This is a genomic window from Streptomyces sp. NPDC059909 (assembly GCF_042730885.1).
In the GTDB taxonomy this organism is placed as follows: Bacteria; Actinomycetota; Actinomycetes; order Streptomycetales; family Streptomycetaceae; genus Streptomyces.
In genome coordinates this window covers 49238-69559 of record NZ_JBHWKX010000009.1, presented here as the reverse complement: position 1 = coordinate 69559, position 20322 = coordinate 49238, and the positions used below count along the sequence as shown (strand labels likewise).

Here is a 20322-nt window from a genome sequence, read left to right as displayed (position 1 = left end):
CCGGTGGGGGTTCCCGACGAGACACAGGCCGTCACCGCCGCGCGCCTCGCCAACGACCACTACGCGGAAGTCGTACGCGCCCAGCCCGCGCGCTTCTCCGCATTCGCCGCGCTGCCGACGCTGCTGCCGCGCGCCGACGCGCACGTCCCGTGGGAGGCCCCGGACATCACCGAGTTGCCGACGGTCGCGGCACGCCGCATGTTCTACGACACCGTCGCCCACGGCCACGAACCCGCGCTGCGTGCCGCGGCCGAGTCGTACGGCACGGAGCGGCTGATGCTCGGCACGGACTTCCCGTACCAGACGGGCGACGGTCTGCGCCGGGCCGTCAGGTTCATCGAGGAGACGTGGTGCCGGAGGAGGCGGAAGCGGTGCTGGAGGCGGGCGCGGAGCCGCTGCCTGCAGGCCACGGCGGCGTAGGCGTTCGGCGGCGCAGCCCGTGAGCTTCTCGGTGCCGCGGCGACGGTTCCCGCGATGCGGCATTCCGGATTTCCGTGGTGGATTCGGGAAGGCTCGGTCACCAATTCGTGAAGCTCGGGCGAGACGCTGGGTCCAGTCCAGCGCTCTCGCGCTTCTCACTCGGGGGAACTTCAGATGACCAAGCACATCCGCCGTGGCGTCCGCAGAGGCGCCGTCGTGCTCGCCGCCGTGTCCGCACTCGCTCTGACGGCCTGTGGGCCCGAGGGGCACCGGTCCGACCAGACCGGCGCCGGGGCCGAAGCGCCGCCCGCGAGCGCGAGCCCGTCCAAGCCCGCGAGCCCGTCCAAGCCCGCGAGCCCGTCCAAGCCCGCGAGCCCGTCGAAGCCGGCCACCCCCAAGGGCACGCCCGGCAAGGGCTCGTCCGGCGGCACCGATGACTCTTCGGCGCCCGACCCCGACTACGCGGTCTTTCCGTGCAGCACGTACGACGTGAAGTTCACCGCGACCCTCGCCGAGCGCACGACGAGCAGCTACCTGCTGAAGATCACCAACAAGAGCGGCAAGCCGTGCAAGGCGATGGACTACCCCGTCGTGACCTTCGGCGACCTGGACGGCGCGGCGACCGAGCGCACGGGGACGCACCCCGGCACCGACATCCTGCTCAAGCCGGGCCAGTCTGCGTACGCCGGGCTCATGGGCGGCGTGAACGACGGCACGGGCCGGACCGTCAACTCGATCGCCATGACCATGAACACGCACTCCGACCTGGAGCAGGTGCCGCTCAAGGCGTCGACCCCCGGCATGTACGTGGCCCCCGACCCGTCGGTGACCGCGTGGGTGAACAACGCTGAGGACGCCCTCAGCCTGTAGGCGGCTCGCGGTGCGTGACCCGGATCTTGGGCTGGCTGTGCGGACCCTGCTCCCAGTCGTCCATCAGGCGGGCGGCCAGCCCGTGGCTGCTCGCGACATCGATGAGCGTTTCGGTGCGGTAGTAGAAGTCCTCGCGCAGTACGTGGTGTTCCTTGCCCGCGGTGCGGTTGAAGGTGAAGTCGAAGAAGCCGTGTGGGGCGAGGACCCGTCCCACATGGGCCAGGCACTCGTCGATGACCTCGATCGGCGAGTGGGAGAACACGCTGTGCGCGTGCACCACGGTGAAGTACCCGGAGGGCAGAGCGGCCAGGCGCAGGTCACGGACCACGCTCAGGTGCGGAAGCTTGTCCTGCAACTGTCGGCGCGCGACCGTCTCCTGTGCGGCGATCAGGATCTCGGGGGAGATGTCGATCCCGTAGTAGTGGCCGACGTCGAGGTAGTCGATGAGGCGCCAGCCCGCGCGCAGATTGCCGCAGCCGATCTCCAGCAGTCGGTCGTCGGCCCGCAGCCCGTGCCGGCGGAGGTAGTCGTACTGGAGCTGTCCCATGGCGAGCCAGCGGTGATGGGTCCTGCTCCCGACGGCGGAGTCCGGACTGATCGCGCTGTCCGCCTTCATCACGGCCCGGTAGAAGGACGCGTGGTCGTCCGTGGACCACATCAGCCTCAGGTTGCGGCCGAGCCGGCGCACGTGCTGCGGGATGCGGTCCGGGTGCCGCAGGGCGTAGCGGAGTTTGTGGGCGAGGGCGGCGCGGTTGGTGGCGCTGCTCTTGCCCTCGCTCTTGCTCTTGCCATCGCTCGTGCCCTGGCCGTGGTCCGTGGCCTGTGCCATGTCGCCGGTCCTCCTGCGTCGGTCGCCGCCTTGTAGGCCACCATGCGACGGGTCGGCGCCCGGGGCGACCGCGGGCGACCGTTCAGAGCACGTAGACACTGTCTGCGTAGCTGAGGTGGACAGTGTCCATGCATCAGCCGCCGCGCGTCGTCGCGGGCGCGCTGTGGGCCAACCTGCGCGGCATCGCCCAGCTGTGGGGGTGGGGCAGCCTCCCGCTCGTGATGGGGGCCGACGACGTCGAGCCGCTGCTGCGGGCCGCGCTCGACGCCCACCTCGGCGTGCGCGGAGGCCCGATGAACCAGGGGCGGGTGCAGCGCCTCACCCTCGCCGGCAGCACCACCGGCGCCGTGATCGTCGCCCTCGACGGGACCGCCCTGACCATCGTCCCTGCGGTGGGCGTCGCCGCCGCGACGATGCTGATGTCCCCGGGCGACGGCCCCCGCTGGACCGGCGCCGCCTTCACCTCCGCGATGGGCCCGGCCCTGGTCGTCCTCGCGGCGGCGGCGGCGGTGGGCGGTGGCGGTGGCGGTGGGCGGTGAGCAGCCGGCGACCAGGCTGCCTCAGCGGACGTAGTCCCTGAGCTGTCTCGGTGGCGAGGCCCTGACGCACGCCCCTCCATGGGGCCCTGAGGCCCGCCTGCAGGTGCGCTGCAGGCAGGCCTCAGGGGAGTAGGGGTGTCAGTGCCTGGTGACGGCGTCGAGTGCGTTGACGATGCCGTGGCCGTAGAAGCCGTTCACGCGCTGGGAACCCACGCAGGTGGAGTCCTGGATTCCGTTGCCGTCCGGGTCGTACAGTCCGGTCGGGCAGCCCGGGTTGTCGGCCTGTGCCTTCAGCAGCGCCTGCAGGACCTGCGGGCCGGCCCACGGGTGGGTGCTCTTGAGGAGCGCGGCGACGCCGGCCACGTGCGGGCTGGCCATCGAGGTGCCCTGCAGGAAGGCGTAGCCGTTGTTGGGCATGGTGGCGAGGATCCGGCCGTTCTTCGACGGTGTGTCGGGGATCTGGTACTTGTCGCCGCCCGGGCCGGCGACGTCGACGACGCCGAAGCCGTAGCTGGAGTAGTACGACTTGAGGTTCCGCACGCCGGTCGCGGAGACGGTGACGACGCCCGGCAGCTGGGTCGGGATGTCGAAGCACTCGTGCGGGTCGATGGTCCGCTCGACCGGGGTGGTGTCGTCCGGGCTGGAGTCGTCGACGATCGAGTCGGCGTCGAGGTCGTGGTTGGAGTTGCCCGCGGAGGCGACGTGCAGGGTGCCCTTGCCCTGCGCGTACAGCGAGGCCCGGTTGACCGCGTCGACGATGGCCTTCTGGTCCGGGTCGTCAAGGCAGTTGTAGAGCCACGGGTCGATGTAGTAGCTGTTGTTGGTGATCTCGACGCCGTGGTCGGCGGCGAAGACGAACGCGCAGACCACGCTCTCCGGGAAGAAGAGACTGGTGGTCGGGTCGCTCACCTTGATCGAGGCCACCTTGACGCCCGGGGCCACGCCGGCGATGCCGATGCCGTTGCGTGCGGCGGCGATCTCACCCGCGACGTGGGTGCCGTGGTAGTCGTCGCTGGTGTAGGGGCGCCAGGCCCCCTCGCTGGTGTCTGCGACGCCGCCCACGCAGTTCGCGGACTGGCTCTTGGAGAAGTTGGCGGCGAGGTCGGGGTGGGTGTCGTCGACACCGGTGTCGATCACCGCGACGGTGACGTCCTTGCTGCCCGGGTTGATCTTGGCGGCCTTGTCCGCACCGATCGCGCGCAGGTCCCACTGGTCGGCCTCGAGCGGCTCGACACCGTCGGCGGTCGCGGCCGTTCGGCCCGCAGCGCTGTCCACGTACTCCGGGGCACCGATCTCGGTGGTGCCCGCGGGGGCGAGTGCCGCGGTCCGCGTGGCACCGGCACTCTGCACACCCTCGACCGTGCGTATCTGCTCGGCGAAGCCGGGGTTCGTCGAGTGGACGACGATCACGCCGATCTTCTCGTGGGTGACGACGACGGTCCCGCCGGCCTTGGCTATCGCCTTCTCCACGGCCTTGATAGTGCCCTGGTTCGGCTTCGTGTTGACCACGTAGGACAGCTTCGGGCCGTCCGCAGCCGTCGTGGCGGAGGTGTCCTGCACTGCGGTCTGCGCGAAGGCAGTGCCCGGCAGGAAACCGAGCGACGCGGTCAGCGCCAGCCCGACCGGTACCGCGAGGGAAGCGCGCAGGCGTCTGGAACGGAGATGAGCCATGAGGGTTCTCCACATCAGCAAAGGAATCCGCCCGATGTGTGTGGACACGGGCGGGGGCAGATGACGTGGCAACCTAGCGTCGATCACGCCTGCGATCAATGGCCCACGGAAAGCGGAGCTCTCACGCCCTTTCAACCACGGCAGGTGTGCCCCCGGGGTCACACATCGGTACCACGGCTGGTGGATCGAAGCCCGAGGCTCAAGGGCCGGGTACGCGGCGAGGTGGGGTGGGTCGTGGGCGGCGGGGTGGAGCCGCTCCGGAGCTCAACTTGCGTTCACCGTGCGGGGCTCTGTTCCCCGGAAGTCCATGGCGTGGAAGCAGGCCGTCCGGGACGAGTCGCAGATCTGCGGTCCCGGCCAGGGGGTGTTCTTCGGAGGGTCGTATGCGAGGAAGGTCACGATCGTCCCGGACTCCAATACCGCAGTGGCCTGACGCAGCGGGGTCTTCACCGTGGAGTCGACGAAGGCGAACGGAGCGTGCGGCCCCACCATCACGACGCCGGCGAGCGCACTCTTCGGCTGCTCCCCAGGGGATTCGGCATCGGGGAAGTCGAGCATCGGACCGATCACCGTGGCGCTGTTCGCGGTGCCTGGGGACAGCGGCCCGCACCTGGCCCCGGCCAGGCCCTTCCGGAGCGTCGCGAGGCACCAGCGGCCGTCGTCGCCGACCCAGCCCATGTCCGCGTCGTCTCGCGACGTGCGGTTCAGGACCACGAGTTGTTCACGGCGAGGCAGCATGGGGTTGAGTGGCGAGGCGACCTGCAACTTCTTGTGCAACTGAGCCAGTAGGTCCAGGTCCTTGACCGGCATCGGGACCGTCGCTCTGGCACCTCCGGGATTCGGTGCCGGCTTCTCCGTAGGTGCGGAGCTCGGCTTGGGCGTCGACGTCGGCTTGCCCGTCGGCGTCGACGCCTCCGTCACGCAGCCCACCGCGCTCGTCGCGAGCAGGGCCAGGACGGCGACGAGGCGTCTGCCTCCCCGTCCGCGCTCGCCGCTCAACGGCCCTGCTTGATGCCGCCGATGAAGGCGGACCAGGCGGCGGCCCGGAACTCGAGCTTCGGGCCGTCGGGGTTCTTGGAGTCACGGACGGGGACGAGGCCGGGGTGGTGATCGGCGACTTCGAGGCAGTCGCCGCCGCTGCCGCCGCTGTACGTCGACTTGCGCCACGTGCCGACCTCCAGGCAGTCGCCGCCGTCGCCACCGCTGTAGCTGGACTTGTGCCAGGTCGCGGTGCGCAGGTCGTACTCAGGGCTACTGATCTCCATGCGCGTAATCCTCCGCCACTGATTCGATCAAGGCCAGGGAGGCTTCCGGTGACGATGCGCTGGCCCGGACCAAATCGTAGGTCAGTTCGTGACGGGCAACGGTGGCCGGGTCATCCTCCAACCGCCCTGCTCCAGGGCCCTGGAAGTACGCGAGCGGGGGTGCGTCCTCGAAGGACATCAGCTTGAGGGCGCCTTCCAGCGCGGCGTGCGCGCCCGCGTCGAACGGCAGCACCTGCACGATGATCCTGTGGCGGCGGCCGAGCGCCGCGACGTGACGCAGGCTCTCCGCCATCACCGCCGCGCTGCCGACCCTCCGCCGTAACACCGCCTCGTCCAGAACCGTCCACAACAACGGCTTTGTTGGATCGTCGAGCAGCCGCGCCCGCTCCAGCCTCGCCTCGACGAGATCGTCGATGACCTCGTCCACCGCCGTCGGCTGATACGCCCGGAACACCGCCCGCGCATATGCCTCCGTCTGCAACAGCCCTGGAACCAGCAGCGGCGCGTACTCCCTGATCGCCGTCGCGACAGCTTCCGCCTCCGCCGCTTCGGCGAAGTGGTCCGGGTACTTGGACTTGTTGGCGGCCTTGCAGTTGCGCTCGAAGAAGCCCTTCGTGCCGAGTATGTCGTCGATCCTGCGCGCGATGTCCGGCTGCATCCGCCTCGTACCCGCCTCCAGCTGCCCGATGAACGAGGCGCTCACGAACAGCGGCTCGCCCAGCTCGCGCTGACTGAGACCGGCCTCCTCGCGGGCATGGCGCAGCTCGGCGCCGAGCAGGGCCCGGGGAGACGTGGAGGGATCCAGATCCTTCGCTCCAGGCATGTCAACTCCATGTCGCACATGTGGGGTTGTTGGGCCGCTGTCCTTGTTCACGGTAGCCGCGCGCGGCCACGCTGTGTGCGGAAAGCGAATACTCAGCGTGGAGGTGCCTGGTCATGGCGGTGGTGCGATCGGCGGAGCGGCTACGGGCCGCGGAAGAGGTGGTGGCCCAACTGCGGGGTGAGCTCGTCGGGTCGGGGGTGACCCTGCCGTCCCTCCGCGTGGACGTCGTGTCCCTCGCGAGCGAGGCGCCGTACCCGCTCGTCGATCTGGGCTGCTGCAACCTGGACACGGCACTGCGGCTCGCGGCCGTCCTGCACGAGGGGCGCAAGCGGTGAAGGTCGGCGACTACGCGATCGACGCGCGCGACGGGCGGATCGGCCGGGTCATGGGGCGCGAGGGCCCGTACGTCCAGCTGCGGCCGCCGGGCGGTGGGCGGGAGTGGGACTGTCCGCCCGAGGCGCTGCGGCCGGCGCCGCCGGGGGAGGCGCTGCGGGCGCGGGTGCGGGAGCGCAACCGGGAGCGGCGGCTGCCGGGGTAAGGTGTCGGCTCCAGCAGTGCCAGGATCGGACCGAGGAGGTGAGACCCATTACCGCTGTTGCAGGCCGGGTGCTCTCCTCCGCGTCGTCGTAGGTGCCTGAGGGAGCCCCGTTCGGAATTCCGAAAGGCTCCCGTTGCTCCCTTCTTCCGATCTTTCCGCAGTCGTCAGTCGCCTTCGCTCCGCAGGCTGTGTCTTCGCCGAGGACGAGGCGGCTCTCCTCGTCTCCACCGCCCGTACGCCCGCCGAGCTCGCCGCCATGGTGGAGCGGCGGGTCGACGGGCATCCCCTGGAACACGTCCTCGGCTGGGCCGAGTTCTGCGGGCTGCGGATCGCGGTCGACCCGGGGGTGTTCGTGCCCCGGCGGCGTACCGAGTTCCTCGTCCGTCAGGCCGTCGCCGCCCGGCCCGGTGCGGGCGTCGTCGTCGATCTGTGCTGCGGGTCGGGGGCGGTGGGGGCCGCGCTCGCGGCTTCGCTGCCGGGTGTGGAGCTGTACGCCGCCGACATCGAGCCCGCCGCGGTGCGGTGTGCGCGGCGGAACGTGCCCGAGGGCGGGCAGGTGCACGAGGGTGACCTCTTCGCCGCGTTGCCCGACGTCCTTCGGGGGCGTGTCGACATCCTCGCCGCGAACGTCCCGTACGTACCGACCGAGGAGGTCGGGCTGCTGCCGGCCGAGGCGCGGGTGCACGAGCCGATCGTCGCGCTCGACGGCGGCGCGGACGGGCTGGACGTGCTGCGGCGGGTCACCGGCGAGGCGGGGAAGTGGCTCGCGCCCGGCGGGATCCTGCTGTTCGAGACGAGCGAGCGGCAGGCGGCGGTCGCGGTCGAGGCGGTCGCCCGCAGTGGGCTGACGCCGCGCGTCGCCGCGTCCGACGAGCTGTACGCCACGGTCGTCATCGGGTCCAAGTTGCCCAGTTGACGGGGTCCGAATTGGCCCTGGGGGGCGGGCCATCCGGGCCGTAGGGTCACGGTCATGCCGACGATTCGCGTCCTGCCGCCTGCCGGTCCGCCTCGCGTCCTCGCTCTCGCCCAGCTCGTCAACTCCCTGGGCGACGGCGCCTTCTACGTCACCTCCGCACTCTTCTTCACCCACGTCGTCGGGCTCGCCCCGGCGAGGGTCGGCCTCGGGCTCACCCTCGCCTGGGCGGTCGGGTCGGTCGTGGGCGTGCCGCTGGGGCGGCTGGCCGACCGGCGGGGGCCGCGGGGGACCGCAGTGCTGCTGGCGCTGGCGACGAGCGCGGCCGTGGGGTCGTTCCTGGTCGTACGGTCCTTCTGGCCGTTCCTCGCCGCCGCGTGCCTGTACGCCGCCGCGCAGTCCGGGCTCGCGGCGGCGCGGCAGGCGCTGCTCGCGGGGCTCGTCGCGAAGGAGGAGCGGACCGGCGTACTCGCCCATCTCCAGTCGACCCTCAACGCGGGTCTGGCGATCGGCGCCGGGATGGGCGGGCTCGCGCTCTACTCCGGAAGCAGGGCCGGGTATCTGACGGTCTTCGCGCTGGACGCGGTGAGCTTCCTGGTCTGCGCGCTGGTGCTGCGGCGGCTGCCCGCCGTCGAGCCGGTGGCCGCGGAGCCCACGGCGCAGGGCAGCGGCGGCCCGGCCCTCGGCGTCCTGCGCGACCGCCCGTACACGCTGATCACTCTGCTCAACGCCGTGCTGCTGCTGCGGATGCCGCTGCTCAGCCTCGGGATCCCGCTGTGGATCAGCGAGCGGACGCAGGCGCCCGCCTGGCTGGTGTCGGCGCTGTTCGTGCTCAACACCCTTGCCGTGGCCGCCTTCCAGGTGCGCGCGGCCCGTGGCGTCACCTCGCTGGGGACGGCGGTGGGTGCCGTGCGCCGGTCCGGCGTGATCATGCTCGTCTCGTGCGCGGTCACCGCGGTCTCGGGCGTCGCCGGGGTGCCGGTGTGGGCGGCGGTCGCCGTACTCGTCGCGGGCGCGGTCCTGTACGTGGCCGGCGAGATGCTGCACTCCGCCGGCTCCTGGCAGATCAGCTTCGACCTCGCCCCGGACGGCAGGACCGGCGAGTACCAGGGCTTCTTCGGCACGGGCGTGACGGTGGCCCGCACGGCCGGACCGCTGCTGCTCACCGCCCTGCTGGTCACTTGGGGCGTACCGGGCTGGCTGCTCCTGGGCGGCCTCTTCGCCGCCGCGTCGTACGGGCTCGGTCCTGCGGTGCGGTGGGCGGAGCGCAACCGGCGTACGGAGCACGCCGCAACACTCATGCGGCTCTCATCCCGGCCTTAACCCACCCTCACGGCGCGCACCTAGCTTTCGCGCCATGTTCTTCACCTACCTCAGGCGCGAGCTGCGCCGCCGCAGGAAGGCGGCGCTCGTCGTCGCCTCGGGGCTTGCACTCGGAATCGCCCTGGTCATCGTCGTCAACTCGGTCTCGGCCGGGATGACTCAAGCGCAGGGCAAAGTGCTGGAGTCCCTGTACGGGCTCGGCACCGACATGACCGTCACCAAGGCCGCCGCGCCGCCCGGGGAGGGCGACACCGTGCGGCGGCCGAGGTTCCAGTTCGACGCGAAGGACGGGGACGACGACGCCGAGCAGAGCCAGGACATCGTCATGGTCCAGGGCTTCGAGACGCTGGCCGCGTCGACGGTCGCGCAGGTCGGCAAGCAGGACGGGGTCGCGGACGCCGTCGGCGGGCTGAACGTGCGGGTCATGAAGGTCAACGGGAAGTTCAAGCGAGGGGAGTTCGAGCAGGAGCCCGGGCAGGAGGGGAAGCCGGGCGGCCCGGCCGGCGGTGAGGTGCGCGGTGAGGTGCAGGGCGGCGGGGCCGACTTCGACGTCAACTCCTACTCCGTGTACGGGACGGACGTCGCCCACCAGGGGCTCGGGCCGCTGACCTCGTCGAAGGTCACGTCCGGGCGTACGTTCAAGGCGAGTGAGACCTCGGCCGAGGTGGCCGTCGTCGACAGCGCGTACGCGAAGGAGCAGAAGCTGTCGGTCGGCAAGGCGCTGACCATCTCCGGGACGAAGTTCACCATCATCGGGCTCGCCACGGCGGACAGCGGGGACGCGGCGGCGAACGTCTATCTGCCGCTCGCGCAGGCGCAGACGCTGGCCGAGGCCAAGGACAAGGTGACGACCGTCTACGTGAAGGCGACCGACTCGCAGCAGATCGACAGCGTCAAGGCGACCATCCAGAAGAACATCTCCGGCACGACGGTCACGACCTCCGCCGATCTCGCGGACACCGTCTCCGGGTCGCTGTCCACGGCCTCCGACCTCGCGTCGGGCGTCGGCAAGTGGCTGTCGATCGTGGTGCTGGTGGCGGCGTTCCTGGTGGCCGGGCTGCTGACGTCGTCGGCGGTGAGCCGGCGGGTGCGGGAGTTCGGCACGCTGAAGGCGCTGGGGTGGAAGAGCCGCCGGGTGACCGGGCAGGTGGCGGGCGAGGCGCTCGTCAACGGGCTGATCGGCGGGGCGCTCGGGATCGGGATCGGGCTGGCGGGCGCGTGGGCGATCACGGCGTTCAGCCCGACGCTCACCGCGCAGTTGGCGGGCGGGGCCGGTGGCGCCGACGGTGGCCCGAGGGCCGTGATGGGCGGCGGCGGTCCCGGCGGGCCCGCCCAGAGCGCGTCCGAGGCCCTCGACATCGCGCTCACCGCGCCCGTCTCCCTCACCACCATCGGCCTCGCCGTGGCCCTCGCGGTGACGGGCGGGCTGATCGCGGGCGGGTTCGGCGGGTGGCGGGCGTCGCGGCTGCGGCCTGCGGACGCGCTGCGGCGCGTCGAGTAGCCGGGCCCGTGGCCCGAATCCACCTACGCACCTACGTACGTACAGCAGGAGTTGAATCACGATGTACGAGCTCACCGGCGTGACCAAGCGCTATCGGCGCGGCAAGGACACCATCCAGGCCCTGGACGGGGTCGACCTGACCATCGAGGACGGCGGGCGGCTGGTGATCCAGGGCCCCACCGGCGGCGGCAAGTCCACGCTGCTGCAGATGCTCGGAGGCCTGGACCGCCCCACGGATGGGTCCGTCGTCCTGGACGGGGTCGACCTCGCGACCCTGCCGGAGGCGCGGCTCACGCGCGTACGGGCCGAGAAGATCGGCTTCGTCTTCCAGAGCTTCAACCTCGTGCCGACGCTCACCGCCCAGGAGAACGTCGAGACCGCCCTCGTACCGCTCGGCCTGAAAGCCGCGGAGCGGCGCGAGCGGGCGGGTGAGGCGCTGGACTCGGTGGGTCTCGGGGAGCGCCGGGGCCATCTGCCGGGCGAACTGTCCGGCGGGCAGCAGCAGCGGGTCGCGATCGCGCGGGCGCTGGTGAAGCGGCCGGCGGTGCTGCTCGCGGACGAGCCGACCGGAAATCTGGACGAGTCGATGCGCGACGAGATCATGGAGCTGCTGGAGGGCCTGTGGGAGGAGAACGGCCTCACGTTCGTGATGGTCACTCATGACTCGGCGCTGGCGGCGCGGGCGCCGCGGGTGGCGACGATCAGGAAGGGGCGGGTGACGATCAAGGAGCGGGCGGCGGGGGCGGCGTAGCCCTTGCCCGGTGGGAGCGGACTTCTGCCGTGCACGGGTCCCCGACCAGGGGGCCCGTGCACGGCAGTCGCGTCAGGAGAGGGCGTCGCTCGAGTGGCGGCGCAACCTCACCAGCCATGCGGCGGCGGCACCGGCGACCAGCACGCTGCTGCCCATGTTGAGCTGCGTGCCCTGGTCCGCCATGCCGCCCCCGCCGGCGTCGACCGAACCGTTGGGATGGTCGCTGTCGTCGTCCTCGTCCTTGTCCTGGGACCCGCCGTTGCCCTTGTCCCTGTTCTCGTCGTCCTTGTCCTCGTCCTTGTACGTGCCCTTCTTCTCGCCCTCGTCCTCGTCGTCGTCCTTGTCCGCGGCCTTGGCCCTGTCGGTGTCGCCGTCGCCGATCCGGTAGGTGTCCGTGACCATGGTCGCCGGCGGGCACTTGGCGGTGACGGTGTCCTCGTCGGCCTCGGCCTCCACCGGGATCTCGAACTCGCCGGTGAGCTCCCCCTCCTCGTCACCCTCGAAGAGGTGGAACATCCCGGCCAACTCCGACTGGCCCTTGCCGTAGGTCACGTCATCTCCGCAGCCCGTCACGGTGACGGTGACGGTGGAGCCCGGGGAGCCGCTCCCCGGGTCGATACGGATCTCCGAGTCGTCGGCGGCGACGGCGCCGAAGGCGATCGGGACCGAGAGTCCAAGGGCACCGAGGGCGAGAGCGGCGCCTACACCAACGCGTGTCTTGCGCATGAGAATCCTCCAACGGAGCAGCGTCCGGCCTGTCTGCGCGGTGCGAGTGCTGTGCTCCGTTTTCGAGGGAACCGACAGTCCGTCAGATCCGCAACCTGATGGTTCGTCGGATTTGTCGCCCGGGTGGGGAGTGGGGGTGGGATGGGGTCGGCTGTTTGTGCAGGTCGGTGGCGTGGGTGGGACGGGCGTTGGTCACATCAGACGAATCGTCAGAAAAGACGGCGAACGGGGGAGGGGTATGCGGTGGAGGGTGGGGCTGAGGGCGGGGGCGCCTGCGGCGCGCCCCGCGCCACCCCCGGGTTCCCCTACGCGCGGAGTGCCTCGCGGAGGTGGCCGTTGGTCTGTTCGAGACGGGCCGCGGCCGTCGGTGCGTCGAGGGTGGCGAGGAGCATGAGGATCGCCGTCTTGACCTCGCCGTCGGCCGCCGTGAGGGCCGACTCGATCTCGGTGTCCGACGCGCCCGTGGCGAGCGACACGATCCGGCGCGAGCGGGCGCGCAGCTTCTCGTTCGACGCGCGGACGTCGACCATGAGGTTTCCGTACGTCTTGCCGAGACGGATCATCGTGATGGTCGAGATCATGTTGAGGACGAGCTTCTGCGCCGTGCCCGCCTTCAACCGGGTGGATCCGGTGAGGAGTTCGGGCCCGACGACGACCTCGATGCCGTGCTCGGCGGCCGCCGCGAGCGCGCTGTCCGGGTTGCAGGACAGGCCGATGGTCAGCGCGCCGAGGGCACGGGCGTGCTCGACCGCGCCGATCGCGTACGGAGTGCGGCCGGAGGCGGAGATGCCCACGACGGTGTCGTCGGCGGTGAGCCCGAGGCCGTCCAGGTCCTGTGCCGCGAGCTCCTCGGAGTCCTCCGCGCCCTCGGCGGACGTCACCATCGCCGAGGGGCCGCCCGCGATCAGGCCGATGACCTGGTCAGGTCCGGTGTTGAAGGTGGGCGGGCACTCGCTGGCGTCGAGCACCCCGAGGCGGCCGGCCGTGCCCGCGCCCGCGTAGATCAGACGGCCGCCGCGGGCCATGCGCTCCGCGGTCGCGTCGATCGCGGCGGCGATGACGGGGAGCTGTGTGGCGACGGCGCCGGGGACGGACCGGTCCTCGCCGTTCATGATCCTGGCGATGTCGAGCGTGGGCAGCCGGTCGATGTCGGCGAGCTCGGGGCGGAACGCCTCGGTGGTGAGGGTCGCCAGCTGGGCTCGGAGCTCGGAATGGTCCTCGGAGTGGTCCTGCGCGTCTTGCGTCGAGGTCATGGGAAGAGCGGCTCTTTCGGTGGCTCGTGCTGCGGATCTGCGGCTCTGTGGGTCTGCGGGGAGGGGGTACGGCGGTCGGCGGCGGACAGCGGTCGGCGGTCAGCGGCCACGGGGGCTGTGGCGGTGCGCGAGCGCCTCGTACGACGCGGCCAGGGCGGGCGCCGCCGTCTCGTACGTACGCTGCGCGACGCCGATGAACAGGCAGTCGACGACGAGGAGCTGGCTCGTACGGGACGACATCGCCGCCGGGCGCAGCTCGCTCTCGCGGGCGGTGGAGGTGGTGAGGACGTGGTCCGCGTACTGGGAGACCGGCCCGTCCGGGCGGCCGGTGATCGCCACGGTCGTCGCGCCGTGGTCGAAGGCGACGCGCAGCGGCTCGATGATGTCGCCGGTCGAGCCGGAGTGGGTGATCGCTATCGCCACGTCGCCGGAGCGCAGCTGCACGGCGTTGGTGACGGCGAGGTGCGGGTCGCTGTGGGCCTGCGCGATCAGGCCGATGCGGAGGAGCTTCTGGGCGAGGTCCTGGCCGACCAGACCCGATGCGCCCACGCCGTAGATGTCGATGCGCCGCGCGGCGGCCAGCGCGCCGACCGCGGCGGACAGCTGTACGGTGTCGAGATTGGCGGCGGTGTCCGCGAGCGTCTGCTGCTCGTCGTACGCGAGCTTGGCGACGACGTCCGCTATCGGGTCGTCCACCGCGATGTCCGCGGTGACGGCCGGGGCGCGGCCCGACTGCTGCTGGGCCGCCAGGCCCGCGAGCGCGAGGCGCAGATCGCGGTAGCCGGGGTAGCCCAGGAGACGGGCGGTGCGGACCACGGTGGCCTCGCTGGTGCCGGTGAGCTCGGCGAGACCGGTGACCGTGAGGGCGGCGCAGCCGGCCGGGTCGGCGGCGACGGCCTCGGCGACCCGCTGCATGGAGCGGGTCATGGACGGTGCGAGCGTGCGCACCTTCGCCGCGAGGGCGGCGGGCGCGGGCGGCGCCTCGCCCGCTGGACCGGCCTGCGTGCCTATGAAAATTTCCTTCACCTCATTGGTCACCATTGAAAGATATTTTCGGGACCTATTGCCGTCAACCCCCTCTCCCGCCACCTGTCCCGCCGCCCGTTCCCGCCGCCGGTTCCATCCGTACCGACCGGGGAGACAATGACCCCATGAACGACGTCGACCCGCTGGAACAGGCGCTGCACGCCGCCCGCGCTCTGGTCCTCGCCGACCTCGCGGCCCGCGACGTGGCCCACGCCGAAGTCGTCTCGCTCGTCGAGGAGGCCGTGGCCCAGCGCCGCTGGTGGGTCGAGCAGTGGCCGGAGGGCACGGAGTACGTCGCCGGGCTGATAGCCCAGGACGTACAGGACGCGCTGCTCGAACGGTACGGCCGCTGGCCGATCTGCCCGGTCTGCTGCACCGGCGAACCCCACGCCCTCGACGTGGAGCCCGAACTGGGACCCGATCCGCACTGGGTGTGCGGCAAGGCGGGCGTGGTCGTGGCACCCGTCGGCGGGCTGTCGTGACGGTCTACATCGACCCGCCGAACTGGCCGGGGCACGGCCGCATGTGGTCCCACATGGTCAGCGACGTGTCGTTCGACGAGCTGCACGCCTTCGCCGCGTCGATCGGCTGCCCGGCGCGCGCCTTCGAACGCGACCACTACGACGTGCCCGCGCACCGCTATGCCGACGCGGTACGGGCCGGCGCGGTGGAGATCGGCTCCAAGGAACTCGTACGCCGGATCACGGAGGCGGGCCTTCGCCGGCGCAAGAGAGCGGCGGCGCAGAAGAACGACTGAGGTGAACGCGTCTACGCGCAGGGCTGTGGCGACTCCCTGTGAGCGCCCACGGGGACCGCGCTCACGGCCGAGGCGGTCACCACACGGGTTTCCGCAACCGCCGACGCGCCGCGCCGGTGCAGCCGGAGTGCGAGCCCGAACTCGCTGGTGCCGAGCGCGAACACCGACAGACCGAGGATGTGGACGGCCGTCCTTGCCGTTACCCGCGCTCCAGGCTCTCCAGTTCCGCCGTCAGATTGCGGCGGGCCGGTGCCTCCCACTCCCGATCGCCGTACGGGGTACGGAACAGCCGCGGCAGGTCCAGGAGCTGCCGCAGGACCGCCGCGCGTCCCGCACGGAAGGCGTCGTCGGGGACGAATCCGTACTCCTCGCGGACGGCGGCGGTGTACGCGGCGTACGCGTCCGGCGGCGACGCGAGCATCGCAAGGTCCGCGTCGCACAGGACCATGCCGTTGCTGTCGCCGTCCTGGGCGGCGTGCGTCGTGGTGAGGCGGACAAGACGGGCGACCTCGTTCGTGTCCTCCTGGGTCAGCCCGGCCTCGGGGAGGGCTCGCTCGGCGAGACGGGCGCTGCGCTCCTCGTTGGTGGAGCGCTCCGGGAGGTAGACCGCGTCGTGGAACCAGGCGGCGAGGCGGACCAGGTCGGCGTTGTCCGCGTACTGCTCCAGCGTGTCGACGTGGCGCAGGACGGCGGCCAGATGGTCGACGGTGTGATAGCGCCGCTGCGGCTCCGACCAGCGGGCCAGCAGATTGTCCGCGTACCGGAACGGGTCGGGGAAGCACGGGTCCTCGCGGACGGCGAGCAGGGCGCCGTACCAGCGGTTGCGGAGATCCTCGGTGTCGGCCATGCGGCCCATTGTCCCCACGCGGTGCGGGGCCGGGGGCCGGTGTTCCCCGCCCGAGGGCGACCGGGATTGCCTGGGGGCGCCTCTATGGGGCATCTCGGACGATAATGGGCGGGTCAGGCTTGTGTGCCGTTGCGTATGCGGAGGCAGACGCCATGAACCCCTTGATGATCGCCCAGGGCAGCCCGGCCACCACCGAAGTCGTGGCTGCCTCACCGTGGGCCGGTCTCGTTCCGTTCCTCATCGCGGTCGTCCTCGTCGTCGTGCTCGGAGGCGCCATGTGGCTGGAGGCGAGGCGGCGGGCGCAGGAGCGGGCACCGCGGCCCGAGGAGCAGCCGAAGGTGCCGGATCACCCGACGCACATCGAGGAGATCCGGGAGCCGGACGAGGCCGACTTCCCGACGGACGGCGCGCGGCTGCTTCCGTACAACCTGAAGACGCACAGCACGCACGGCGTGCCGATGGAGCCTGCCGGGCCGGGGGAGGGCGCGGCGGCACCCGGCGCGGCGGCACCCGGCGAGGCCGCGACGCCGGGCGAGGCCGCGGCGCCCGGGGCGGGTGCGACGGAGCCCGCGGCGGAGCAGCAGGGCGGCCGGTCCGATGCGGGTCCGGCGGGCTCTGCGGGTTCCTCGGGTTCTGGAGGTTCCGCCCAGCCGTCCTGAGTCGCCCGGACGGTCTAGGCTGATCCCATTATTGGACTAGACCTATAGGGCCGAAGGGATGGGGCCATGAGCAACCGTGCAGTCCTGGAGGTGATCGCCCTCGACGAGCGGGACGCGGTCGCCGCCCAGGCCGGAGGAGCCGACCGCCTGGAACTCGTCACCGACATGGCGGCGGACGGGCTCACCCCGTCCCGGGAGACCTTCGCGGCGATCCGCGCGGCGGTCGACATCCCGCTGCGGGTGATGCTGCGCCTCGCCGACGGATTCGCCGTGGGTGACGTCGATGCGCTCGTGCACGTCGCGCGCGGGATGCGGGCGGAGGGTGCGGACGAGTTCGTCCTCGGCTTCCTCGACGCGCACGGCAACCCGGACCTCGTCACCGTCGAACGGCTCGTCGCCGAGGTGGAGGGCTGCCGGTGGACGTTCCACCGGGCCATCGACCGCGCGGCCGACCGTGACGCCCTGCGCAAGCAGCTCGCGGACGTGCCGGGCCTCGACACGTATCTGACCGCCGGGTCCCCGGCGGGCGTGGACGACGGGCTCCCGGTCCTCCTCGCGGAGGCGGCGCGCCGGGGGGAGCCGGGCTACGAGGCCCAGCTCCTCGTCGGCGGCGGCCTCCGTCTCGATCACCTCCCGGCGCTGCGCTCCGCGGGCATCGACGCCTTCCACATCGGCGGCGCGGCGCGACCGCACGGCTGGACCGCCCCGGTCGACGCGTCGGCGGTCCGGGAGTGGCGGGACGCGCTGGACGCGTAACCCTGCGGTGCGGCTGGCTGCGGCTGCGGCCGGTGGGGGCGGGGCGGGCGGCCCGGGTGCGGGCCGTGGGTGGTTCGTGCCCACCCTCCCCCAGAGCTTCGCCTGGGGGTGCCCCCAGGCCGGCGGAACGACTGCTCGCAAACCACCGGTCTCCCGTTCAGGACAGCTGCGGCGGCAGCGGCGCCGCGTGGAGCACCGTCAGGCCCGAGACCGCGCGGGTCAGGGCCACGTACAGGCGGCGCAGGCCGGTGCGTTCGTCCGGCTCGCCGTCGACGACGGCCGCGGGCTCGTCCAGTACGACGTAGTCGTACTCGAGGCCCTTCGCGAGGGACGCCGGGACGAGGGTGAGCCGGACCTCTGGGGTCGTCTCCTCGCCGGGGGAGAGATACGGCAGACCCGCCGCGGCCAGGGCGTCCGCCAGCGCGGGGACGCGCGCGTCGGCCGCGATCAGGCCGATGGAGCCCTCGTGCCGGAGGGACTCCACGCACGCGGCCACCACATCGCCGTCCCTGGACGCCGCCCGGATCTCCAGGGAGCCGGGGGACTCGCGCACCGAGCGGACCTCCGCCAGGCCAGGGGACATGTGCGGCAGCAGCCGTGACGCGTACGCGATGACCTCGCGGGGCACACGGAAGCCCGCCGTCAGCTCCTCGACCGCCGCGTCCGGCTTGCCGAGGTGGGTCAGCGCCTCGGCCCAACTCCCCGTCGCCCAGGGCGTGGTGCCCTGCGCCAGATCGCCGAGCACCGTCGCCGACCCGGTCGTGCAGCGCCGCCCCACCGCCCGGTACTGCATCGGCGACAGGTCCTGCGCCTCGTCCAGCACCACGTGCCCGAGCGAGTGCGTGCGCTCGACGAGGTCGCTCGTCTCGTCGATCAGGACCGCGTCGGCCGGGGACCACTTCGCGGTCCGCACCGACCGCGGCGGCTTCGTCCAGAGGATCGCCTTCTGCTCGTCGGCGCCGAGGACGCCGTCCGCGTGCTCCGCGAGGAAGTCCGCGTCGGACAGCAGCCGCAGGATCAGCTTCGCCGGATCGACCGCCGGCCAGATCGCCTTGACCGCCGCCTTCACCGCCGCGTTGCGCGCCACCGCGTCCTGCACCCGGTCGTCCGGGGCCTCGCCGGCCTGTTCCATCCGTACGAGGACGGCATGCGCGATGCGCTGCGGCAGGGCGTCGCGGGCGGCCCCGTACCGGATGTCGCGGTCCAGCAACTCCTGCACGATCTCCTCGAGTTCGTACGCCGGCACCCGCCAGCGCCGCGATCCGCGGACCACCATCAGGGCATCCGCAGGCATCGTGACGTGCGAGCGCACCGCCCGGCGCAGCACCTCCGCCATCCGGGCGTCGCCCTTGACGATGGCGGCCTCGGCGGTGTCGTCGCCCCGTACGTCGACGTGCGCGACGAGATCGTCGACCGTCGCCTGCCGGACCTCCAACTCGCCCAGCGCCGGGAGGACCTGCTCGATGTAGTGGAGGAAGGAGCGGTTCGGGCCGATGACCAGCGTGCCGGTGCGGGCCAGCCGCTCCCGGTGCGCGTAGAGGAGGTACGCGACGCGGTGCAGGCCGACGGCGGTCTTTCCGGTGCCCGGGCCGCCCTGTACGCAGACCGTGCCGGACAGGCCCGACCGGACGATCTCGTCCTGCTCGGGCTGGATCGTCGCGACGATGTCCCGCATGGGGCCGACGCGGGGCCGCTCGATCTCCGTCTGGAGGAGCCTGCTGGTCCGCTCGGCCTCGGCCGGGTCACTGAGGTGCTCGTCCTCGTACGCGGTGAGGTCGCCGCCCGTGTAGCCGAAGCGGCGGCGCAGGGCGACGTCCTGCGGGTCCTTCTTCGACGCGCGGTAGAACGGCTGCGAGACCGGCGCACGCCAGTCGATGACCATCGGGTCGCCCTCGGCGTCGTGGACGTGCCGGCGGCCGATGTAGAAGCGTTGCCCTTCCTGGGTGGAGTGCAGATAGTCGAGGCGGCCGAAGAACAGCGGGGTGTGGGCGAGGTCCGCGAGCGCCTTGATGCGGTCCTCGATCTGGGCCTCCAGGACCGCGGCGTTCACCCAGTTCGCGGTGACGTCGCGGATGTCGAGAGCCTGCACGTCCTCGCGCATGGCGCGCAGCGCGGAGCGGGACGTGGCCAGATGGGCGCGCTCGCCGGCGAGCGGATCGGAGCCGGAATCGGAACCGGAACCGGACGCGGGTACGGCCTCGGGTACGGGCGCGGGCACGGGGCTGCCTCCGGAAGGTACGTGGGGTTTACGGCATGGCTGCGCGTCCGGTTGCCGACCGGACGGCGGCACTCCTCGGGGGGAGGCGGGCAAGACGGGCGATTGTAGTCAGCCGGGTGGGTGGGGGGCGAACGGTTTTCCGTGGCCGGCCGGGCCGACCGGCCCGGGGCGGGGGCCGCGGGTGTCCGTCCCGTAGGGGACGCCGTATGCCCGAGGTCGTACGTGGCGGGGGTCGCGGGTCGGACCGCAGGCCGATGTGCTCCGGGTGCGGAAAGCCCACTATGGAGGTATGAGTACAGCCACCTTCCACCAAGCCGCCGGGCCCGGGCGCGGCGCCACGGCGAGCGGTGCCGCCGGCCGTCACGGCCACCGTCTCGGCGATGCGCTGCGCGCGATCAAGGTCTTCGTGAAGGCCGCCTTCGGTGTCGTGGTCCTCGGGGAGTACGGCGAAGAGGCCGGCGTCGTCCGCCGCCACGGCTGACCCCGCCGCCGGCCTCGCCACCACCGACCCCGCCCCGACGCCACCGCCGACCCCGCCACCAGGCATGCGGCGGGCCTGACCGGGCCCGTTGATCCACTAGGGTCGCGGCCGTGACGAACCCGTACCGGACCGTGACCATCCGCCCACTCACCGCAT

General features: G+C 72.0%; 23 protein-coding genes and 1 pseudogene. 14 read left to right on the top strand and 10 right to left on the bottom strand.

Annotation, left to right across the window (positions count from 1 at the left end; genetic code table 11):
- Window positions 1–3 precede the first annotated feature (3 nt).
- Together ACFV9O_RS09380 and ACFV9O_RS09375 are read left to right on the top strand one after the other, a co-directional pair.
- Window positions 4–420, top strand: coding sequence for a hypothetical protein (locus ACFV9O_RS09380; RefSeq protein ID WP_385414493.1), 417 nt, complete (start codon window positions 4–6; stop codon window positions 418–420).
- A gap of 174 nt (window positions 421–594) precedes the next feature.
- A complete protein-coding gene (locus tag ACFV9O_RS09375; protein ID WP_385414490.1) occupies window positions 595–1290 on the top strand; it encodes a DUF4232 domain-containing protein in 696 nt (231 codons plus the stop codon).
- Here ACFV9O_RS09375 and ACFV9O_RS09370 read toward each other — a convergent pair.
- Window positions 1280–2119, bottom strand: coding sequence for a class I SAM-dependent methyltransferase (locus ACFV9O_RS09370; RefSeq protein ID WP_385414489.1), 840 nt, complete (start codon window positions 2117–2119; stop codon window positions 1280–1282). The genes ACFV9O_RS09375 and ACFV9O_RS09370 overlap by 11 nt on opposite strands.
- A 140-nt stretch (window positions 2120–2259) precedes the next feature.
- Here ACFV9O_RS09370 and ACFV9O_RS09365 point away from each other — a divergent pair.
- Window positions 2260–2397 (top strand): annotated as a pseudogene (locus ACFV9O_RS09365) (TetR/AcrR family transcriptional regulator); the annotation flags it as partial.
- Window positions 2398–2796: 399 nt separating this feature from the next.
- On the opposite strand, the gene ACFV9O_RS09360 reads toward ACFV9O_RS09365, so the two are convergent.
- From ACFV9O_RS09360 to ACFV9O_RS09345, 4 genes are all read right to left on the bottom strand, one after another.
- A complete protein-coding gene (locus tag ACFV9O_RS09360; protein ID WP_385414487.1) occupies window positions 2797–4329 on the bottom strand; it encodes a S8 family serine peptidase in 1533 nt (510 codons plus the stop codon).
- Window positions 4330–4593: 264 nt separating this feature from the next.
- Window positions 4594–5328 (bottom strand): hypothetical protein, encoded by a 735-nt coding sequence (locus ACFV9O_RS09355; RefSeq protein WP_385414484.1) that lies wholly within the window; start codon window positions 5326–5328, stop codon window positions 4594–4596.
- Complete coding sequence (locus tag ACFV9O_RS09350) at window positions 5325–5594, bottom strand: DUF397 domain-containing protein (RefSeq protein WP_385414482.1); 270 nt, start codon at window positions 5592–5594, stop codon at window positions 5325–5327. Before ACFV9O_RS09350 ends, ACFV9O_RS09355 begins: the two co-directional genes overlap by 4 nt.
- Complete coding sequence (locus tag ACFV9O_RS09345; RefSeq protein ID WP_385414666.1) at window positions 5581–6417, bottom strand: Scr1 family TA system antitoxin-like transcriptional regulator; 837 nt, start codon at window positions 6415–6417, stop codon at window positions 5581–5583. Before ACFV9O_RS09345 ends, ACFV9O_RS09350 begins: the two co-directional genes overlap by 14 nt.
- A gap of 113 nt (window positions 6418–6530) precedes the next feature.
- Between ACFV9O_RS09345 and ACFV9O_RS09340 the strand changes: the two genes are divergently transcribed.
- The 6 genes from ACFV9O_RS09340 (at window position 6531) to ACFV9O_RS09315 (ending at window position 11443) form a co-directional block, all read left to right on the top strand.
- A complete protein-coding gene (locus ACFV9O_RS09340; RefSeq protein WP_385414479.1) occupies window positions 6531–6752 on the top strand; it encodes a hypothetical protein in 222 nt (73 codons plus the stop codon).
- Entirely contained in the window at window positions 6749–6955 is a 207-nt protein-coding gene (locus ACFV9O_RS09335) for a hypothetical protein (RefSeq protein WP_385414683.1), read from the top strand. The genes ACFV9O_RS09340 and ACFV9O_RS09335 overlap by 4 nt, the downstream gene beginning before the upstream one ends.
- Before the next feature lie 133 nt (window positions 6956–7088).
- Window positions 7089–7871 carry a putative protein N(5)-glutamine methyltransferase gene (locus ACFV9O_RS09330; RefSeq protein WP_385414476.1) on the top strand — a complete coding sequence of 261 codons (783 nt, stop codon included), beginning with the start codon at window positions 7089–7091 and terminating at the stop codon, window positions 7869–7871.
- A 54-nt stretch (window positions 7872–7925) separates the two neighbouring features.
- On the top strand, window positions 7926–9191 hold the full coding sequence (locus ACFV9O_RS09325; RefSeq protein WP_385414473.1) for an MFS transporter: 1266 nt from the start codon (window positions 7926–7928) through the stop codon (window positions 9189–9191).
- A gap of 34 nt (window positions 9192–9225) precedes the next feature.
- Window positions 9226–10692 (top strand): ABC transporter permease, encoded by a 1467-nt coding sequence (locus ACFV9O_RS09320; RefSeq protein ID WP_385414470.1) that lies wholly within the window; start codon window positions 9226–9228, stop codon window positions 10690–10692.
- A gap of 61 nt (window positions 10693–10753) precedes the next feature.
- Complete coding sequence (locus ACFV9O_RS09315; protein ID WP_385414467.1) at window positions 10754–11443, top strand: ABC transporter ATP-binding protein; 690 nt, start codon at window positions 10754–10756, stop codon at window positions 11441–11443.
- A 72-nt stretch (window positions 11444–11515) separates the two neighbouring features.
- On the opposite strand, the gene ACFV9O_RS09310 is transcribed toward ACFV9O_RS09315, so the two are convergent.
- The 3 genes from ACFV9O_RS09310 to ACFV9O_RS09300 form a co-directional block, all read right to left on the bottom strand.
- Entirely contained in the window at window positions 11516–12169 is a 654-nt protein-coding gene (locus ACFV9O_RS09310) for a sortase (protein WP_385414465.1), read from the bottom strand.
- Between the two features lie 305 nt (window positions 12170–12474).
- Window positions 12475–13422, bottom strand: a complete 948-nt coding sequence (gene murQ, locus ACFV9O_RS09305) for an N-acetylmuramic acid 6-phosphate etherase (RefSeq protein ID WP_385414462.1) — start codon at window positions 13420–13422, stop codon at window positions 12475–12477.
- Window positions 13423–13521: 99 nt separating this feature from the next.
- Window positions 13522–14460, bottom strand: a complete 939-nt coding sequence (locus ACFV9O_RS09300) for a MurR/RpiR family transcriptional regulator (RefSeq protein WP_385414459.1) — start codon at window positions 14458–14460, stop codon at window positions 13522–13524.
- A 113-nt stretch (window positions 14461–14573) separates the two neighbouring features.
- Here ACFV9O_RS09300 and ACFV9O_RS09295 point away from each other — a divergent pair, with 113 nt between their 5' ends.
- Window positions 14574–14930, top strand: a complete 357-nt coding sequence (locus ACFV9O_RS09295; RefSeq protein ID WP_385414456.1) for a hypothetical protein — start codon at window positions 14574–14576, stop codon at window positions 14928–14930.
- A complete protein-coding gene (locus ACFV9O_RS09290; protein WP_385414453.1) occupies window positions 14927–15205 on the top strand; it encodes a DUF4031 domain-containing protein in 279 nt (92 codons plus the stop codon). Before ACFV9O_RS09295 ends, ACFV9O_RS09290 begins: the two co-directional genes overlap by 4 nt.
- A gap of 199 nt (window positions 15206–15404) precedes the next feature.
- On the opposite strand, the gene ACFV9O_RS09285 is transcribed toward ACFV9O_RS09290, so the two are convergent.
- Complete coding sequence (locus ACFV9O_RS09285) at window positions 15405–16052, bottom strand: hypothetical protein (RefSeq protein WP_385414451.1); 648 nt, start codon at window positions 16050–16052, stop codon at window positions 15405–15407.
- Window positions 16053–16204: 152 nt separating this feature from the next.
- On the opposite strand from ACFV9O_RS09285, the gene ACFV9O_RS09280 reads away from it, so the two are divergent.
- Both ACFV9O_RS09280 and ACFV9O_RS09275 read left to right on the top strand, forming a co-directional pair.
- Window positions 16205–16711 carry a DUF6479 family protein gene (locus tag ACFV9O_RS09280; protein WP_385414448.1) on the top strand — a complete coding sequence of 169 codons (507 nt, stop codon included), beginning with the start codon at window positions 16205–16207 and terminating at the stop codon, window positions 16709–16711.
- 66 nt (window positions 16712–16777) lie between these two features.
- The gene (locus ACFV9O_RS09275; protein WP_385414445.1) at window positions 16778–17467 is read left to right on the top strand and encodes a copper homeostasis protein CutC; all 690 of its coding nucleotides are present in this window, start codon (window positions 16778–16780) and stop codon (window positions 17465–17467) included.
- Window positions 17468–17624: 157 nt separating this feature from the next.
- On the opposite strand, the gene ACFV9O_RS09270 is transcribed toward ACFV9O_RS09275, so the two are convergent.
- Window positions 17625–19568, bottom strand: a complete 1944-nt coding sequence (locus ACFV9O_RS09270) for a HelD family protein (protein ID WP_385414664.1) — start codon at window positions 19566–19568, stop codon at window positions 17625–17627.
- A 406-nt stretch (window positions 19569–19974) separates the two neighbouring features.
- On the opposite strand from ACFV9O_RS09270, the gene ACFV9O_RS09265 reads away from it, so the two are divergent.
- On the top strand, window positions 19975–20166 hold the full coding sequence (locus tag ACFV9O_RS09265) for a hypothetical protein (RefSeq protein ID WP_385414443.1): 192 nt from the start codon (window positions 19975–19977) through the stop codon (window positions 20164–20166).
- Window positions 20167–20322 lie beyond the last annotated feature (156 nt).

Coding starts and splice junctions, on each gene's coding strand:
- ACFV9O_RS09375 (WP_385414490.1), top strand. CDS start 595: ATGACCAAGCACATCCGCCGTGGCGTCCGCAGAGGCGCCGTCGTGCTC.
- ACFV9O_RS09370 (WP_385414489.1), bottom strand. CDS start 2,119: ATGGCACAGGCCACGGACCACGGCCAGGGCACGAGCGATGGCAAGAGC.
- ACFV9O_RS09360 (WP_385414487.1), bottom strand. CDS start 4,329: ATGGCTCATCTCCGTTCCAGACGCCTGCGCGCTTCCCTCGCGGTACCG.
- ACFV9O_RS09350 (WP_385414482.1), bottom strand. CDS start 5,594: ATGGAGATCAGTAGCCCTGAGTACGACCTGCGCACCGCGACCTGGCAC.
- ACFV9O_RS09345 (WP_385414666.1), bottom strand. CDS start 6,417: ATGCCTGGAGCGAAGGATCTGGATCCCTCCACGTCTCCCCGGGCCCTG.
- ACFV9O_RS09340 (WP_385414479.1), top strand. CDS start 6,531: ATGGCGGTGGTGCGATCGGCGGAGCGGCTACGGGCCGCGGAAGAGGTG.
- ACFV9O_RS09325 (WP_385414473.1), top strand. CDS start 7,926: ATGCCGACGATTCGCGTCCTGCCGCCTGCCGGTCCGCCTCGCGTCCTC.
- ACFV9O_RS09320 (WP_385414470.1), top strand. CDS start 9,226: ATGTTCTTCACCTACCTCAGGCGCGAGCTGCGCCGCCGCAGGAAGGCG.
- ACFV9O_RS09315 (WP_385414467.1), top strand. CDS start 10,754: ATGTACGAGCTCACCGGCGTGACCAAGCGCTATCGGCGCGGCAAGGAC.
- ACFV9O_RS09310 (WP_385414465.1), bottom strand. CDS start 12,169: ATGCGCAAGACACGCGTTGGTGTAGGCGCCGCTCTCGCCCTCGGTGCC.
- murQ (WP_385414462.1), bottom strand. CDS start 13,422: ATGACCTCGACGCAAGACGCGCAGGACCACTCCGAGGACCATTCCGAG.
- ACFV9O_RS09295 (WP_385414456.1), top strand. CDS start 14,574: ATGAACGACGTCGACCCGCTGGAACAGGCGCTGCACGCCGCCCGCGCT.
- ACFV9O_RS09285 (WP_385414451.1), bottom strand. CDS start 16,052: ATGGCCGACACCGAGGATCTCCGCAACCGCTGGTACGGCGCCCTGCTC.
- ACFV9O_RS09280 (WP_385414448.1), top strand. CDS start 16,205: ATGAACCCCTTGATGATCGCCCAGGGCAGCCCGGCCACCACCGAAGTC.
- ACFV9O_RS09275 (WP_385414445.1), top strand. CDS start 16,778: ATGAGCAACCGTGCAGTCCTGGAGGTGATCGCCCTCGACGAGCGGGAC.
- ACFV9O_RS09270 (WP_385414664.1), bottom strand. CDS start 19,568: ATGCGCGAGGACGTGCAGGCTCTCGACATCCGCGACGTCACCGCGAAC.
- ACFV9O_RS09265 (WP_385414443.1), top strand. CDS start 19,975: ATGAGTACAGCCACCTTCCACCAAGCCGCCGGGCCCGGGCGCGGCGCC.